Annotated in this window: 13 protein-coding genes and 1 riboswitch; of the genes, 5 read left to right on the top strand and 8 right to left on the bottom strand. The window is 74.0% G+C overall.

The annotated features are described in order from the left end of the window. Nucleotides 1–10 precede the first annotated feature (10 nt). Nucleotides 11–496, top strand: a complete 486-nt coding sequence (locus ACI782_RS19490; RefSeq protein WP_456911739.1) for a polyadenylate-specific 3'-exoribonuclease AS — start codon at nt 11–13, stop codon at nt 494–496. Here ACI782_RS19490 and ACI782_RS19495 read toward each other — a convergent pair whose 3' ends face one another. Both ACI782_RS19495 and ACI782_RS19500 read right to left on the bottom strand, forming a co-directional pair. After that, nucleotides 497–1,705 carry a cytochrome P450 family protein gene (locus ACI782_RS19495; RefSeq protein WP_456911740.1) on the bottom strand — a complete coding sequence of 403 codons (1,209 nt, stop codon included), beginning with the start codon at nt 1,703–1,705 and terminating at the stop codon, nt 497–499. Beyond that, entirely contained in the window at nt 1,702–2,583 is an 882-nt protein-coding gene (locus ACI782_RS19500; protein WP_456911741.1) for an oxygen-binding di-iron domain-containing protein, read from the bottom strand. Before ACI782_RS19500 ends, ACI782_RS19495 begins: the two co-directional genes overlap by 4 nt. A 347-nt stretch (nt 2,584–2,930) precedes the next feature. Here ACI782_RS19500 and ACI782_RS19505 point away from each other — a divergent pair, with 347 nt between their 5' ends. The 3 genes from ACI782_RS19505 (at nt 2,931) to ACI782_RS19515 (ending at nt 6,377) form a co-directional block, all read left to right on the top strand. Further along, entirely contained in the window at nt 2,931–3,953 is a 1,023-nt protein-coding gene (locus tag ACI782_RS19505; RefSeq protein ID WP_456911742.1) for a 6-phosphofructokinase, read from the top strand. 83 nt (nt 3,954–4,036) lie between these two features. Beyond that, nucleotides 4,037–5,374 carry a class II 3-deoxy-7-phosphoheptulonate synthase gene (locus ACI782_RS19510; RefSeq protein WP_456911743.1) on the top strand — a complete coding sequence of 446 codons (1,338 nt, stop codon included), beginning with the start codon at nt 4,037–4,039 and terminating at the stop codon, nt 5,372–5,374. Next, nucleotides 5,367–6,377 (top strand): threonine aldolase family protein, encoded by a 1,011-nt coding sequence (locus ACI782_RS19515; protein WP_456911744.1) that lies wholly within the window; start codon nt 5,367–5,369, stop codon nt 6,375–6,377. Before ACI782_RS19510 ends, ACI782_RS19515 begins: the two co-directional genes overlap by 8 nt. A 47-nt stretch (nt 6,378–6,424) precedes the next feature. On the opposite strand, the gene ACI782_RS19520 is transcribed toward ACI782_RS19515, so the two are convergent. The 3 genes from ACI782_RS19520 to ACI782_RS19530 form a co-directional block, all read right to left on the bottom strand. Next, the gene (locus ACI782_RS19520) at nt 6,425–7,654 is read right to left on the bottom strand and encodes a S8 family peptidase (RefSeq protein WP_456911745.1); all 1,230 of its coding nucleotides are present in this window, start codon (nt 7,652–7,654) and stop codon (nt 6,425–6,427) included. A 181-nt stretch (nt 7,655–7,835) separates the two neighbouring features. After that, on the bottom strand, nt 7,836–8,330 hold the full coding sequence (bfr, locus tag ACI782_RS19525; protein ID WP_456911746.1) for a bacterioferritin: 495 nt from the start codon (nt 8,328–8,330) through the stop codon (nt 7,836–7,838). 92 nt (nt 8,331–8,422) lie between these two features. Continuing rightward, a complete protein-coding gene (locus ACI782_RS19530; RefSeq protein WP_456911747.1) occupies nt 8,423–8,620 on the bottom strand; it encodes a (2Fe-2S)-binding protein in 198 nt (65 codons plus the stop codon). 454 nt (nt 8,621–9,074) lie between these two features. Here ACI782_RS19530 and ACI782_RS19535 point away from each other — a divergent pair, with 454 nt between their 5' ends. Next, a complete protein-coding gene (locus ACI782_RS19535) occupies nt 9,075–9,959 on the top strand; it encodes an MOSC domain-containing protein (protein WP_456911748.1) in 885 nt (294 codons plus the stop codon). A 21-nt stretch (nt 9,960–9,980) separates the two neighbouring features. Here ACI782_RS19535 and ACI782_RS19540 read toward each other — a convergent pair whose 3' ends face one another. From ACI782_RS19540 to ACI782_RS19550, 3 genes are all read right to left on the bottom strand, one after another. Then, nucleotides 9,981–10,877 (bottom strand): deoxyribonuclease IV, encoded by an 897-nt coding sequence (locus ACI782_RS19540; RefSeq protein ID WP_456911749.1) that lies wholly within the window; start codon nt 10,875–10,877, stop codon nt 9,981–9,983. A 29-nt stretch (nt 10,878–10,906) separates the two neighbouring features. Beyond that, complete coding sequence (gene pknB, locus ACI782_RS19545; protein WP_456911750.1) at nt 10,907–12,907, bottom strand: Stk1 family PASTA domain-containing Ser/Thr kinase; 2,001 nt, start codon at nt 12,905–12,907, stop codon at nt 10,907–10,909. A 239-nt stretch (nt 12,908–13,146) separates the two neighbouring features. Then, nucleotides 13,147–14,601 (bottom strand): glycine hydroxymethyltransferase, encoded by a 1,455-nt coding sequence (locus ACI782_RS19550; RefSeq protein ID WP_456911751.1) that lies wholly within the window; start codon nt 14,599–14,601, stop codon nt 13,147–13,149. Between the two features lie 27 nt (nt 14,602–14,628). Next, a riboswitch (ZMP/ZTP riboswitch) is annotated at nt 14,629–14,714 on the bottom strand.

A 14,714-nucleotide genomic window follows, 5' to 3' on the forward strand; every position in this document is an offset into this window, starting at 1 on the left:
CGGTGGGTGCGTGCGGCGGTTCTTCTACGACACCGAGTTCATCGAGGACGGCACCACCATCGAGCTCGTGTCGATCGGCGTCGTCGACGAGGACGGCCGCGAGTTCTACGCGGTGAGCACCGAGTTCGACCCGGACAAGGCCATCCCGTGGGTGCGGCGCAACGTGCTCGACCAGCTGCCGCCGCCGTCCGACCGGGCCTGGCGCAGCCGGCAGCGGATCCGCGACGACCTGCTGGCCTTCCTCACCGGTCCCGGGCAGGAGATCGAGCTATGGGCCTGGTTCGCCGCGTACGACCACGTCGCGCTGTGCCAGCTGTGGGGGCCGATGCCGGCGCTGCCGCGGCCGATCCCGCGGTTCACCCGCGAGCTGCGCCAGCGCTGGGACGACCTCGGCCGGCCGCCGCTGCCCCCCAAGCCGAGCGGCACCCACGACGCGCTGGTCGACGCCCGGTACAACCTGGCCCGCTGGCGGGCCATGGAGGGCGCCCGCCGCTGATCAGGCGGCTCGCGCCGGCGTGGGCGTGAACGTCACCGGCAGTTCGCGGACGCCGCGCAGCACGCCTCCGGCTGACCACTGCAGCGCGTCCTCCGGCACGCCCAGGGCGAGGTCGGGAAGCCGCTCCAGCAGTGCGGTGAACGCGACCTGCCCCTCCAGCCGGGCCAGCGGCGCGCCCAGGCAGTAGTGGATGCCGTGGCCGAACGCCAGGTGCCCGCGCTCGGCGGCGGTGACGTCGAACCGGTCCGGGTCGCGGAAGCGGGCGGGGTCCCGGTCGGCCGCGGCGACGGCGAGCAGCACCATCTCCCCGCGGGGGATCCGCACCCCGCCGATCTCCACGTCCTCGAGCGTGTAGCGGGTGAGTCCCGGGTTGACCGGGCCGTCGTACCGCAGGACCTCCTCCACCGCCTGCGGCACCCGGGACGGGTCGGCGCGCAGCAGGTCCAGCTGGTCGGGGGAGCGCAGCAGCGCCAGCGTGCCGTTGCCGATGAGGTTGACCGTGGTCACGTACCCCGCGATGAGCAGCAGGAAGGTCATCGCCAGGAGCTCCTGGCGGTCGAGCCGCTCCCCCTCGTCGGTTGCCTGGACCAGGTCGGTGAGCAGGTCGTCCGCGGACCGGGCGCGCTTGGCGTCGACGAGGTCGGCGAGGTAGCCGTACATGCGCTCGCGGGCCGCCGTGACCAGGGCCATGTCCGTGTCCGGGTCGAACGGCCGGTCGAGCATCTCGTCGGTCCAGACGCGGAAGCGGTCCCGGTCGGCCTCGGGGACGCCGAGCAGCTCGCCGATGACGGTGATCGGCAGCGGCAGCGCGAACTCGCCGATCAGCTCGGCGCGGCCCCGCGGGCTGATCCGGTCGAGCAGCGACCCGGTGATCTCCGCGATCCGCGGCCGCAGCCCCTCCACCCGGCGGGCGGTGAACGCCTTGGACACCAGCCGGCGCAGCCGCGTGTGCTCGGGCGGGTCGGAGCCGATCATGCTGCGGCTGAGGAAGTCCCCGCGGAGCAGCTCGGCGAGGTCGCGGGCGTGGTGCGGGTCGTTGCTGAGCCGGGGGTCCGAGAGCGCCGCGAGGACGTCGTCGTAGCGGGCGACGACCCACACGGGCAGGCCCAGCCGCTCGTCGACGCGCCGCACGGGGCCGCTCTCGCGCCACGCGGCGAGGGCGGGGAAGGGGTCGGCCAGGTCGGTCAGGGGGCTGGTCGGCACGGTCATCGCGGGGAGCCCGGGGAGGCGGGGCTCGGCCGCGACGCGGTCTCGCTGTCGGCGTCGGTGCGGGGCACCGGCACCCCGGCGCGCTGGGCCTGCGTCAGTGCCTCGATCATCTGCGTGAACTCCGCGGCGTCCGGCGGGATGAACCGCTCGGCTGCCGGTACCCGCTCCAGCACCGTGAGGAACTCCTCGAGCTCGTTGCCGTCCGCGGCGGGCAGGTGCGCGGAGAGGATCCGGGTGGGCCGCAGCTGCCGCACGCGGTCGAGCACCTCGCCGAACACGGTGGGCTCGGCCAGGTGGACCCAGGGCGAGTCGGACGTCGCCCAGCCGAGCATGCCCCCCGCCAGCGCCTCGGGCGGCACCTCGGAGGCGGCCCGGGCCGGCTCCGGGATGATCGCCCCGAACGCGTCGACGCTGAACAGCGCGCCGGTGGAGCGGTCGAGGACGCCGACCGACAGTGGGTTGTCGAACAGCGGCGGGGCGACGGCGGTCAGCGTGCGGTCGCCCACGTGGACGTCGTCGCCGACGCGGATCGCGTGCACCCGGTCCATCGGCAGTGGCCACCAGGTCGCCATGCGCAGCGCCGAGAAACCGTGGGTGACCAGGGTCGCGTTCGGCGCCAGCTCCATGAGCCGCTGGATGCTGCCGGTGTGGTCGGCGTCGTCGTGGGTGAGCCAGATCCAGCGCAGCCGCTCCGGGGCCACGATGGAGCTCACCGCGTCGACGAACTCGTCGGCGTCGACCCCGAGACCGGTGTCGACGAGCACCGGCTCCTCGGCCATGAGCAGGAAGGCGTTGACCGGCAGGACGCCCATCCCCGGCAGCGCCAGGTTGGCGGGGAGCACGTGCACGTCGGCCGAGCACTGGTAGGGGGTGTCCATCGCCGACCTCCGGCGGTCGCAGGGACGCGCGGCGCCGACGCTAGGACGCGGCCCGGGGTGCGGACAGGGCCCTTCTCCTCCCGTCCGGCGCCCGCTCAGGCGTCCAGGGGCGCCCCGTCCCCCGGGTGCGCGCGCAGGTGCTCGGCCACCGTCCGCGCCGGGTGCCCGGTGAGCTCCGGGACGACGTCGTCCCGACCGGACGGGCGGGCGGCGACCCGCCCGCCGAGGGTCCCCGGTGGGCCGGTGACGGCCCGATCACGCGGGCCGCGCGTGCTCCCGGCCCCGGTGCGGCATCATGACCCGCACCAACCCCTGAGCAGCGGAGACCCTTCCCGCGGAGGACGCACATGCGCATCGGCATCCTGACCGGCGGCGGTGACTGCCCGGGCCTCAACGCGGTGATCCGCGCGGTGGTCCGCAAGGCCGTCCAGCACGGGGACCAGGTCGTCGGCTTCCGGGACGGCTGGCGCGGCGTGCTCGACGCCGACACCGTGTCGCTGGACCTCGCCGCGGTCCGCGGCATCCTGCCCCGCGGCGGCACCGTCCTCGGCACCTCCCGCACCAACCCCTACGGGATGGAGGGCGGCCCCGACCGGGTCATGGCGAACCTGGAGCGCCTGGGTGTCGAGGCACTCATCCCCATCGGCGGGGAGGACACCCTGGGCGTGGCCACCAAGCTGGCCGAGGCGGGCCTGCGCATCGTCGGCGTCCCCAAGACGATCGACAACGACCTCGACGCCACCGACTACACCTTCGGCTTCGACACCGCGCTGGGCGTGGCCACCGAGGCGATCGACCGGTTGCACACCACCGGCGACAGCCACCACCGCACGCTCGTCGTCGAGGTCATGGGCCGGCACGCGGGCTGGATCGCGCTGCACGCGGGCATGGCCGGCGGCGCGACCGTCGTCCTCATCCCCGAGCAGCCCTTCGACGTCGAGGCCGTGGTCGCGCACTGCCAGCACCGGTTCGATTCCGGGTACTCGCCGATCGTCGTCGTCTCCGAGGGGGCGAAGGCCAAGGGCGGCGACCTGGTGCTGGCCGCGGGGGAAAAGGACGCCTTCGGGCACGTCCGGCTGGGCGGGATCGGGACCGCGCTGGCCTCGCTGATCGAGCAGCGCACCGGCCGGGAGGCCCGCTGCGTCGTCCTCGGGCACGTGCAGCGCGGCGGGACGCCGTCCCCGTTCGACCGGGTGCTGGCCACCCGCTTCGGACTGGCCGCCGTCGACGCCGTGCACGACGGCGAGTCCGGGGTCATGGTGGCGCTGCGCGGCACCGACATCGTGCGGGTGCCGCTGACGGCGGCGACCGCCCAGCTCAAGCTGGTGCCCGTGGAGCGCTACTCCGAGGTGGAGGTCTTCTTCGGCTGAGGGAGGACCCCGTCCTCCTCACCCCTCGCAGGCTCGGGGCGAGCCTCGGGACGGGGCCTGGGCCCCCGGTACCCTCTGGAGGCGTGACGCTCCCCGATCCCGCGGACCTGGTCCCCGGTCTGGACCGGTGGCGGGAACTGCCCGCCGCCCAGCAGCCCGAGTGGCCCGACCGCGCCGTGCTGGACACCGTTCTGTCCACCCTCTCCTCGGTGCCCCCGATCGTGGCGCCCAGCGAGGTCGACGAGCTGCGCACGCGGCTGGCCGAGGTGGCGCAGGGCCGGGCGTTCCTGCTGCAGGGCGGCGACTGCGCGGAGACCTTCGACCTCAACACCGACGCGCACCTGCAGAGCACCACGCGGACGCTGCTGCAGATGGCCGTCGTGCTCACCTACGGCGCCAGCGTGCCGGTGGTGAAGGTGGGCCGGGTCGCCGGGCAGTACGCCAAGCCGCGCTCGTCGAACACCGACGCGCTGGGCCTGCCCTCCTACCGCGGGGACATGGTCAACGACCTCGAGCCGGTGCTCGAGAAGCGCATCCCCGACCCGAACCGGCTGGTGCGGGCCTACGCCAACGCCGCCGCCGCGATGAACATGATCCGCGCCTATGCCCGCGGCGGGCTGGCCGACCTGCACCGCGTGCACGAGTGGAACAAGGACTTCGTCGCCAACTCCCCGGCCGGGGTGCGCTACGAGGTGATCGCCCGCGAGATCGACCGGGCGCTGGCGTTCATGAAGGCCTGCGGGGTCGACGACACCGCCTTGCGCGGCGTCGAGCTGTACAACAGCCACGAGGCGCTGATCCTCGACTACGAGCGGGCGCTGCTGCGCGTGCACGAGAGCAGGGCCTACGCCTCGTCGGCGCACTTCGTCTGGATCGGCGAGCGCACCCGCCAGCTCGACGGCGCGCACGTGGAGTTCTTCTCCCGCATCGCCAACCCGATCGGCGTCAAGATCGGCCCGACGACCACCCCCGAGCAGGCCACCGAGCTGGTCGAGCGGCTCGACCCGGACGGCGTCCCCGGCCGGCTCACGCTGATCAGCCGGATGGGCAACGGCAAGGTCCGCGACGTCCTCCCGCCGATCGTCGAGAAGGTCACCGCGAGCGGGCACCAGGTCGTGTGGCAGTGCGACCCGATGCACGGCAACACCCACGAGTCCTCGACCGGGTACAAGACCCGGCACTTCGACCGCGTCGTCGACGAGGTGCTCGGCTTCTTCGACGTCCACCGGGCCCTGGGCACCTGGCCGGGGGGGATCCACGTCGAGCTGACCGGTGAGGACGTCACCGAGTGCCTCGGCGGCGCGATGGAGATCAGCGACGAGGACCTCAACAGCCGGTACGAGACGGCCTGCGACCCGCGGCTGAACACCGGCCAGTCGCTGGAGCTGGCGTTCCTCGTCGCCGAGATGCTGCGTGGCTGAGCTCGTCGACCTCCGCTCGGACACGGTCACCCGGCCGACCCCAGGGATGCGCCGGGCGATGGCCGAGGCCGAGGTGGGGGACGACGTCTACGGCGAGGACCCGACCATCCGGGACCTGGAGGAGCGGGTCGCCGACCTCATGGGTCACGAGGCGGCGCTGTTCGTGCCCTCGGGGACCATGGGCAACCAGATCGGCATGCGGCTGGTCTGCGAGCCCGGCCAGGAGGTCCTCTGCGACGCCGACGCGCACGTGGTCACCTACGAGATGGGTGCGGCGGCGGCGGTGTTCGGCATCTCGACCCGCACGGTGGTGTCCGAGGGCGGGCGGCTGGACGCCGGCGCGCTGATCGCCCAGGTCCGCCCGCGCGGCGACTGGCACCTGACCGCCACGGCCGCGGTGGCCGTGGAGAACACGCACAACCGCGGCGGCGGGCTGGTCCAGCCGCTCGGCGAGCTGCAGCGGCTGTGGAGCTGGTCCCGGGACGCCGGGGTCGCCGTCCACCTCGACGGCGCCCGGCTGTTCAACGCCGCCGTCGCCTCGGGCACCGACCTGGCGACCTACGGGCGGCTGGCCGACACCGCGTCGGTGTGCCTGTCCAAGGGGCTGGGCGCGCCGGTCGGCTCGGTGCTGGTGGCCTCAGCCGAGCGGATCGCGGCCGCCCGGCTGTGGCGCAAGCGCCTCGGCGGCGGGATGCGGCAGGCCGGCGTCCTGGCGGCGGCGGGCCGGTACGCGCTGGAGCACCACGTGGCACGCCTGGCCGAGGACCACGAGCACGCGCAGGTGCTGGCCAAGCGGCTCGGGGTCGACCCCGCGACGGTCGAGACGAACATGGTGGTGCTGGACGACGTCGCCGCGCCGGTGGTGGCCCAGGCGGCGAAGGCGCAGGGCGTGCTCGTCTCCCAGGTGAGCCCCCGCCGGATCCGGCTGGTCACCCACCTCGACGTCGACCGCGCCGGCATCGACCGCGCCGCCGACGTCCTCGCCGGCGTGCTCGACCGCTGAGACGGCGAGGGCCCGGCCCCGTCGAGGCCGGGCCCTCGCGTGCGGCGTCAGCCGGCGGTCGTGGCCGGGGCCGTGTAGAGCAGGCGGTTCGGGGTGCCGGTGAGCGTCCGCTTGACGACCCCCGTCGTGGCGTCTGCGGCGATCGCGGTGGCGACGGTCCCCGGGCCGGCGCTCGGGTGCGCCTGGAGGTAGAGGGCCGCCACGCCGGCGACGTGCGGCGTCGCCATGGAGGTGCCGCTGATCGTGTTGGTGGCCGACGACCCCGTGTACCAGTCGCTGGTGACGCCCACCCCGGGTGCGTAGAGGTCGACGCAGGTCCCGTAGTTGCTGAACGACGCCGAGGTGTCGGCGGAGTCGGAGGCGGCGACCGTGAGGGCTGCCGGCACCCGCGCGGGGGAGGTGGCGCAGGCGTCCTGGGGCTTGCCCGCCTGGTTGCCGTTGCCGGCCGCGACCGCGACGGTGATGCCGGCGTCGATCGCGTTCGCCACCGCCTGGTCGAGTGCGTCGCTGACCGGTCCGCCGAGGCTCAGGGTGGCCACCGCGTCCGCCGTCGGACGGAGCCTCGAGGCGACCTCCGCCACGGCCTTCTCGTGCTCCGCGGTCACCCAGTCGATCCCGGCGATGACGTCGGAGTAGGCCCCGCTGCCGGAGCAGTCGAGGACACGGACCGGGACCAGCGTGACTCCGGCCGCGACTCCCTTCGTCGTCCCGCCGATGGTGCCGGCGACGTGGGTGCCGTGGCCGTTGCAGTCCTCTGCCGTGCCGCCGTCCACGGCGTCGTAGCCGGGAGCCAGCCGGTCCTTCAGGTCCTCGTGGTCGTACCGGATGCCCGTGTCGATGACGTACGCGGTGACGCCGGCACCGGTGTGCGCCGAGCGGTACGTGGTGCTCAGCGGGAGGTTGCGCTGGTCGATGCGGTCCAGACCCCAGGGCGTCGCGTTCGGTGCCGGGGAACCGGACTTGGTCGGCCGGGCCTGCACCACCTGGTCGGGCTCGACGTCGAGCACGCCGGGCAGGCGGGACAGCGCGGCCGCCGCCGGGACGGGCAGGCGGACCGCGAAGCCGTTGAGCGCCGCGGTGTAGACGTGGCTGACCTGGCCACCCAGTCCTCGCGCCCGGTGGGCGAGCCCCGCCGGTGAGCGGTCGGGGTCGACCGTGACGACGTAGGAGGCCAGGGGGAAGCCCGGGGCGGCGGACACGGGGCCGGCGGTGGCGCCGACCCCCGCGGTGGCGAGCACGGTGAGGGCCGCGGCGGCCATCGAGCGACGGGTCTGCACGGTGTTCTCTCCAGGGGGTCGGACGGCGCCCGTCCCGACGGCCGGGCCGTGCGCAGCAAACCCTGCGGGAGAGATCACTTCCAGTCACCGCGCGGACGCGGTGTGTCTTCGTGCCGCCGACTCCCGGGACAGCGGACGGGCCCGCACCCCGGCTGGGGTGCGGGCCCGTCGCGGGACGCGGCTACTCGGCGTGGTCGCCGGGCGTCGGGTGCTCGATCTGACCGGCCAGGTAGAGCTGCTCGCCGAGGGTGTCGAGCAGGTGCAGCTGGGTCTCGAGGTAGTCGATGTGGTGCTCCTCGTCCTCGAGGATCTTCTCGAAGAGGTTCTTGCTGACCCGGTCGCCGACCGACTCGCAGTAGGGGATCGCCTCGCGCAGCCGGGCCAGGACCTCGACCTCGATGGCCATGTCGGACTCGAACTGCTCGCGGACGGTCTGCCCGATCCGCAGCGGTAGGAGCCTCTGGTAGTTGGGCAGGCCCTCGAGGAAGAGGATGCGGTCGGTGAGCCACTCCGCGTGGTGCATCTCCTCGATGGACTCGTCGCGGGTGTGCTCGGCCAGCCTGTTGTAGCCCCAGTTGGCCTGCATCTTGGCGTGCAGGAAGTACTGGTTGATGGCGGTCAGCTCGCTGGTCAACTGCTCGTTCAGGTACTCGATGACCCGTGCGTCACCCTGCATGGGATCCCTCCTCGGCTCGGTCCTGGCCGAGGCTAGCGGGGGCGCGCTGACCAGGCACGACTCAGGTCGGCCTCCGCACGGGCGGCCTGTCCTCAGGCGGCGGGCTCGCGCAGCTCCAGGCCGTGCAGCGGGTCGGCGGCGCGGAGCCGGTCGCAGATGCGGTCCAGGCAGTTGCCGCAGCCGGTGCCGGCGGAGCAGGCGTCGCCGACCTCCTCCTCGGTGCGGGCGCCGTCGGCGATGACGTCGGCCAGGTGGGCCTCGCTCACGGCGAAGCAGATGCAGACGTACACGCGCAGCACTCCCGGGGCGAGGGAAGGAAAGGCACCCCTAAGTTAGCTCACCCTTAACGGACGGCCAAGAGTCGATGTGCCCAGATCTCGCGGCCGGGAGTGTGCGGGATCACCGCGACATCCGTCCTACGGCCGGTCAACGGCGGGGGCACGCCGCCGCGGGCACCCGCCACCCGGGGTCACCGCCTGCAAGCGGTCCGAGGCGGATCGCCCCGGCGCCGTCCGGCCGGTCTCGGACCGTTGACGCCGGCGGCGGGCGTTCCGACAGTGGTGGCCGGGACCCGCGGGCGAGGCGGCGAGACGGTGGGCCGGCCCGCGGGGCTCCGTGGAGGCGTGATGGCCCAGGAGGACGCGACGTCTCCACTGACCGTGCCCGTTCCGGTCGCTCCTGCGGCTCCGGCACGTCCCCGGCGACCGGTGCGGCCAGAGAGCTCCTGGTCCGGAGGTGGTCGTCGTGCAACAGCAGGCGGGATCGGTGGTCGGGATCTGGCGGTACCCGGTGAAGTCGATGATGGGGGAGGAGCTCAACGCGTCCGAGGTCACGGAGAGGGGGTTGCTGGGTGACCGCGCGTACGGGCTGGTGGACCGCTCGACCGGCAAGGTGGCCAGCGCCAAGAACCCGCGGAAGTGGCCGCACCTGTTCGACTTCCGCGCCGCCTACGTGGACGCGCCGCGTCGCGGCGCACAGTTGCCGGCGGTCCGGATCACCCTGCCCGACGGAACGGTCCTGACCAGCGGTCAACGCGACCTCGACCGGACGCTCTCCCACGAGCTGCAGCGCGAGGTGGGTCTCGAGGCCGCCGACCGCCGTCGGCAGCCGGGGGCGGTATCGGGGGTGCCCACCCCACGGGCTCCGGAGCCCGCGCGGGCGGAGGAGTACTGGCCGGACATGGAGGGCCTCGACCACCGGGACACCGTCACCGACTTCGACATGCCCGAACGGACGTTCTTCGACCTCGCGACGGTCCACGTCCTGACCACCGCGACACTGGACCGGCTGCGCGAGCTCTACCCGCAGGGTCGGTTCGAGGTCCGGCGGTTCCGCCCCAACATCGTGGTCGGCACCCCGGACGACGTGGACGGTTTCGCGGAGAACGACTGGATCGGCTCCACGCTGCGCATCGGTGACCGGGTCCGGCTGAGCATCACCGAGGCGTGCCCCCGCTGCGTGATGACGACGCTGTCCCAGGGAGACCTGCCGAAGGACTCCGGCATCCTCCGCGCCGCGGCCCAGCACAACCACGCGAACGTGGGCGTGTACGCCGCCGTCGTCCAGGGCGGTGAGGTCCGGCGGGGCGCGGCGGTGATGGTCGAGCAGCCGGTCACGGCCCGGGTCTGAACGGGCGCGTCACCGTGCGGGTCAGGCGGCGGAGGCCTCAGGGGTGTCGCGCAGGGCCGTCAACAGCGCGATGTCGGCCGCGTGCCCGGCCCACGGGACGCCGTCCCGCTCGCTGGGCGTCTCGACGACGACCGGGACGCCGGCCATCGACGGGTGGGCCAGCAGCTCGGCGAACGGGCCGGTGCCGTACGCGCCGCCGCCGATGGTGCCCGCGCCGATGGTGGTGTGCCGGTCCCGCTTGGAGCCGCACGCGTCGAGGGAGTCGTTGGCGTGCACGAGGCCCAGCCGGCCGGGGCCCACGGTGGCCTCCAGCGCGTCGAGGGTCGCGGTCATCCCGCCCGGCACGGAGACGTCGTGGCCGGCCGCCCAGGCGTGGCAGGTGTCGAAGCAGACCCCGACCAGGGGGTGGTGCTCCAGCGCCGCCAGGTACGGGCCGAGGTCCTCGACGGTGGCGGCGAGCGACTTCCCGCCGCCGGCGGTGGGCTCGACGAGCAGCCGCGGGCCGTCGTCGGGCGCCGCCTCCAGGACCGGCAGCAGCCGCTCGTGCAGCTGGCGCAGTGCGTCGTCGTAGCGGTCCTCACCGACCGCGGAGCCGGCGTGCACGACCACGCCCCGGCAGCCGAGCTGGGCGCCGCGGGCCAGGTTGTGCGCGATGGTGGCGATCGACTGCTCGACGGTCGCCTCGGTGGGGGAGCCGACGTTGACCAGGAAGGGTGTGTGGATGAACGAGGGCACCCCGCGCTCGGCGCAGCCGGCGGTGAACAGTGCGTCCTGCCGTGGGTCGCCCGGCGTGAGCTTCCAGCCCCGGGGGTTGCCGACGAAGACCTGCACGGCCCGCGCGGCGACGTCGTCGGTGTAGGCCAGGCCGCCCTTGGCCAGCCCGCCCTTGATCTGGATGTGCGCGCCGATCGGCGGCACACCCGCAGCAGCACGCAGTGTTCTCAGTCCTATCCGAAGGTCACCAGGATGGTCACCGAGGTCCCCATGTCGACGACCTCACCGGCCTGGGGGCTCTGCCGCAGCACCCGGTCGCCGAAGAACTGGCTGACCTTCACCTGCAGCCCTGCGGCCTCGAGGAGCGCGGTGGCCTCCTCCTCGCTCTTGCCGACGACGTCCGGCACGGTCACCTGCGGCAGCCCCACCGAGACCTGGATGGTCACCGTGCTCTTGTAGGGCGCCTGCTGGCCACTGGCCGGGTCGACGGCCATGACCTCGCCGGGGTCGACGTCGGCGCTGCGCCCCTCGGCGCGCTTGACGGTGAAGCCGAGGCTCTCGAGGTTGGCGGTCGCCTCCTCGGGCGACAGGCCGACGACGGCGGGCACCGTGACCGGCTCGTGCCCGCGGCTGACGTAGACGATCAGCTCCTGGCCGCGCTTGAGCTCGGTGCCGATCTCGGGCTCGAAGCCGGTGACGTGGCCGACCGGGACGTCGTTGTCGTAGTCCTGCTGGACCTCGACCACGACCGGGATGGACTCCTCGATCTCGCCCAGGACCTCGTCCTTCGGGCGGCCGACCATGTCGGAGGTGACCTCGAACCGCTCGGGGCCCTTGGAGACGACGAGCGCCACGTCGGTGCCGCGGATCGCCTCGCCGCCGTCGGGGTCGGCGGAGATCACCACACCCGCGGCGACGTCCTCGCTGAACCGCTCCTCGCAGCAGTCGGGGTCCAGCCCCGCCTCCTGCAGCAGGTCGATGGCGGCGGCCTGGTCCTTGCCGACCAGCTGCGGCACCGTCGTCCAGCGGCCGGAGCCCAGCCACCAGCCGACCGCCCCGATGGTGACCGCCAGCAGGAACACCAGGGCGGAGGCGAACCGGGCCCGCCGCCGGCGGATGTGCTGCGGCACGCCGGGCCGGGCGCGCTCGAGCCCGGGCCGGCGCCCGCCGACGTCGGTGGTCGGGCCGGCGCCCATGCCGGGCAGCATCGAGGTGCGGCCGCCGCGGCCGGGCCGGGTGCCGTTGACCCCGAGCACCTCGGTGCGCGGGTCGCCGTCGCGGCCGGGGTCGCTGGGGTGCCGCGGCCGGGTGGGCCGGTTGGTGGGGCGCAGGGTGCCGGGCCCGGCGGTGCTGCGGCCGGTGGGCACGGGCACCCGCTCGATGCCCAGGTCGCGGCGCACGTCCTCGAGGTCGGCGAGGAACGCCCCGGCGTCCAGCGGCCGGAGGACCGGGTCCCGGCGGGTGGTGCGGGCGACGAGGTCGTCGACCTCCCACGGGATCCCGGGGACCTCGTCGGAGGGCGTGGGCATGTCGTGGTGCACGTGCTGGTAGGCCACCGCCAGCGGGCTGTCGCCGCCGTAGGGCGGGTGGCCGGTGAGCATCTCGTAGAGCACGACCCCGGCGGCGTACACGTCGCTGCGCGCGTCGGCCTTGCCCCGCTCGAGCTGCTCGGGGGAGAGGTAGGCGACCGTGCCGATGAGCACCCCGCCGGTGTGGCTGGTCTGCCCGGTGCCGGTCAGGGCTCGGGCCAGGCCGAAGTCGGCCACCTTGACCACACCGTCGGTCCCGATGAGGACGTTCTCCGGCTTGATGTCGCGGTGCACGATGCCGGCGCGGTGCGCGGCGGTCAGCCCGGAGAGCACCGGCTCCAGGACGGCGAACGCCTCGCCGATGGTGAGCCGGCCGCGGGCCTGCAGCAGGTCGCGCAGCGTGCGACCGCGGACCAGTTCCATGACGAGGAACACCAGGCCCTGGTCGCTGCCCTGGTCGCTGACCGAGACGACGTTGGGGTGGCTGAGCATTGCCGCGGCCCGCGCCTCGCGGGTGAACCGGTCGACGAACGTGGGGTCGTGGGCGAGGTGCTCGGCCATGACCTTGACCGCGACCGTCCGGTGCAGCCGCAGGTCCTGCGCGGCGTAGACGGTGGACATGCCGCCGCGGGCCAGCCGCTCCTGGAGGTGGTAACGCCCCTCCAGTACGAGGCCGACCACGGGGTCGGTCACGGCGGTGTCCACCTGCACGAGTGTAGGAGTGACGGAGCTGTTCGCCGCTCCTACACGCGGGTGTGACCGGTGTGGCGGTTCACCCGTCACACCCACCACGCTCGGCCCGTCGGTCGAGGTCAACGAGCCGATCCCGCGGGTGGCCCCGTCCAGGGCACCGCCCCGAGCTCGCGAGGGGCGGACGGCCCCGCCCAGGGCACCGCCCCGAGCTCGCGAGGGGCGGGGAGGACGGGGTCCTTCCCGGGGTCCTTCTACAGGTCGAGGCCGGGGTAGAGCGGGTGCCGGTCGAGCAGTTCGGCGGCCGCGTCGCGCGTGCGGTCGGCCAGGCCCTCGGCGGTGGCGTACTTGGCCTTGGACGGCGAGCCGTCCCGGGTGGCGGTCGGCGAGGTGCCCGAGAGGACGTCGACGATCAGCTCCGCGGTGCGGTCGAACTCGGCCGCGCCGAACCCGCGGGTGGTCAGCGCCGGCGTTCCCAGCCGGATGCCCGAGGTGTACCAGGCGCCGTTGGGGTCCGCCGGGATCGCGTTGCGGTTGGTCACGATGCCGGCGTCCAGCAGCGCGGACTCCGCCTGGCGCCCGGTCAGGCCGAAGCCGGAGACGTCGACGAGCACCAGGTGGTTGTCGGTGCCGCCGGTCACCAGCCGCGCCCCGCGGCGGGTCAGGCCCTCGGCGAGGGTCCTGGCGTTGTCGGCGACGGCCTGCGCGTAGCCGGCGAACTCCGGACGGCGGGCCTCGGCGAAGGCGACCGCCTTGGCGGCCATGACGTGCGGCAGCGGGCCGCCCAGCACCATCGGGCAGCCGCGGTCGACGGCGTCGGCGTACTCCGGCTGGGCCAGCACCGCGCCGCCGCGCGGGCCGCGCAGCGACTTGTGCGTGGTGGTGGTGACCACGTGCGCGTGCGGCACCGGGTCGAAGTCGCCGGTGAACACCTTCCCGGCGACCAGGCCCGCGAAGTGCGCCATGTCGACCACGAGGGTGGCACCCACCTCGTCGGCGATCTCGCGCATCGCCGCGAAGTCGATCCGGCGCGGGTAGGCGGAGTAGCCGGCCATGAGGATCAGCGGGCGGAACTCCCGCGCCCGCTCCCGGACGGCGGCGTAGTCGAGCAGCCCGGTCTCCGGGTCGGTGCCGTAGGAGGACTGCTCGAACATCTTGCCGCTGATGTTCGGGCGGAAGCCGTGGGTGAGGTGGCCGCCGGCGTCCAGGGACATGCCCAGCATCCGCTGGTCGCCGAGCGCGTGGCGCAGCTCGGACCAGTCGCTCTCGGTGAGCTCGTTGACGTGCCGGACGCCGGCCTTCTCCAGCGCGGGCGCCTCGACCCGGGTGGCCAGGACCGCCCAGAACGCGACCAGGTTGGCGTCGATGCCCGAGTGCGGCTGGACGTAGGCGTACGGGGCGCCGAACAGCTCGCGGGCGTGCTCGGCGGCCAGCGCCTCGACGGTGTCGACGTTCTGGCACCCGGCGTAGAAGCGGTGCCCCACGGTGCCCTCGGCGTACTTGTCGCTGAACCAGTTGCCCATCGTCAGCAGGACGGCGGGGCTGGCGTAGTTCTCGCTGGCGATCAGCTTCAGCGAGGTCCGCTGGTCGGCGAGCTCGGCGCCGATCGCCTCGGCCACGCGGGGCTCGACGGCCCCGATCACCTGCAGGGCGCTGCGGTATGCCGCCGAGGCGGTGGCGGAGTCGAAGGAGGCGGTCGCGTCGGTCATGAGGGGCTCCAGCGCGGGTGTCGAGTCAGGAGGTGCCCAGGCGCCCGGCGGGGTGGTGCGGGCCGCTCCCCGGTGGTCGGTCCCACCTCGATGCGCCAGTCACGGCCCCGGGG

Source organism: Geodermatophilus sp. SYSU D00703 (assembly GCF_054050155.1).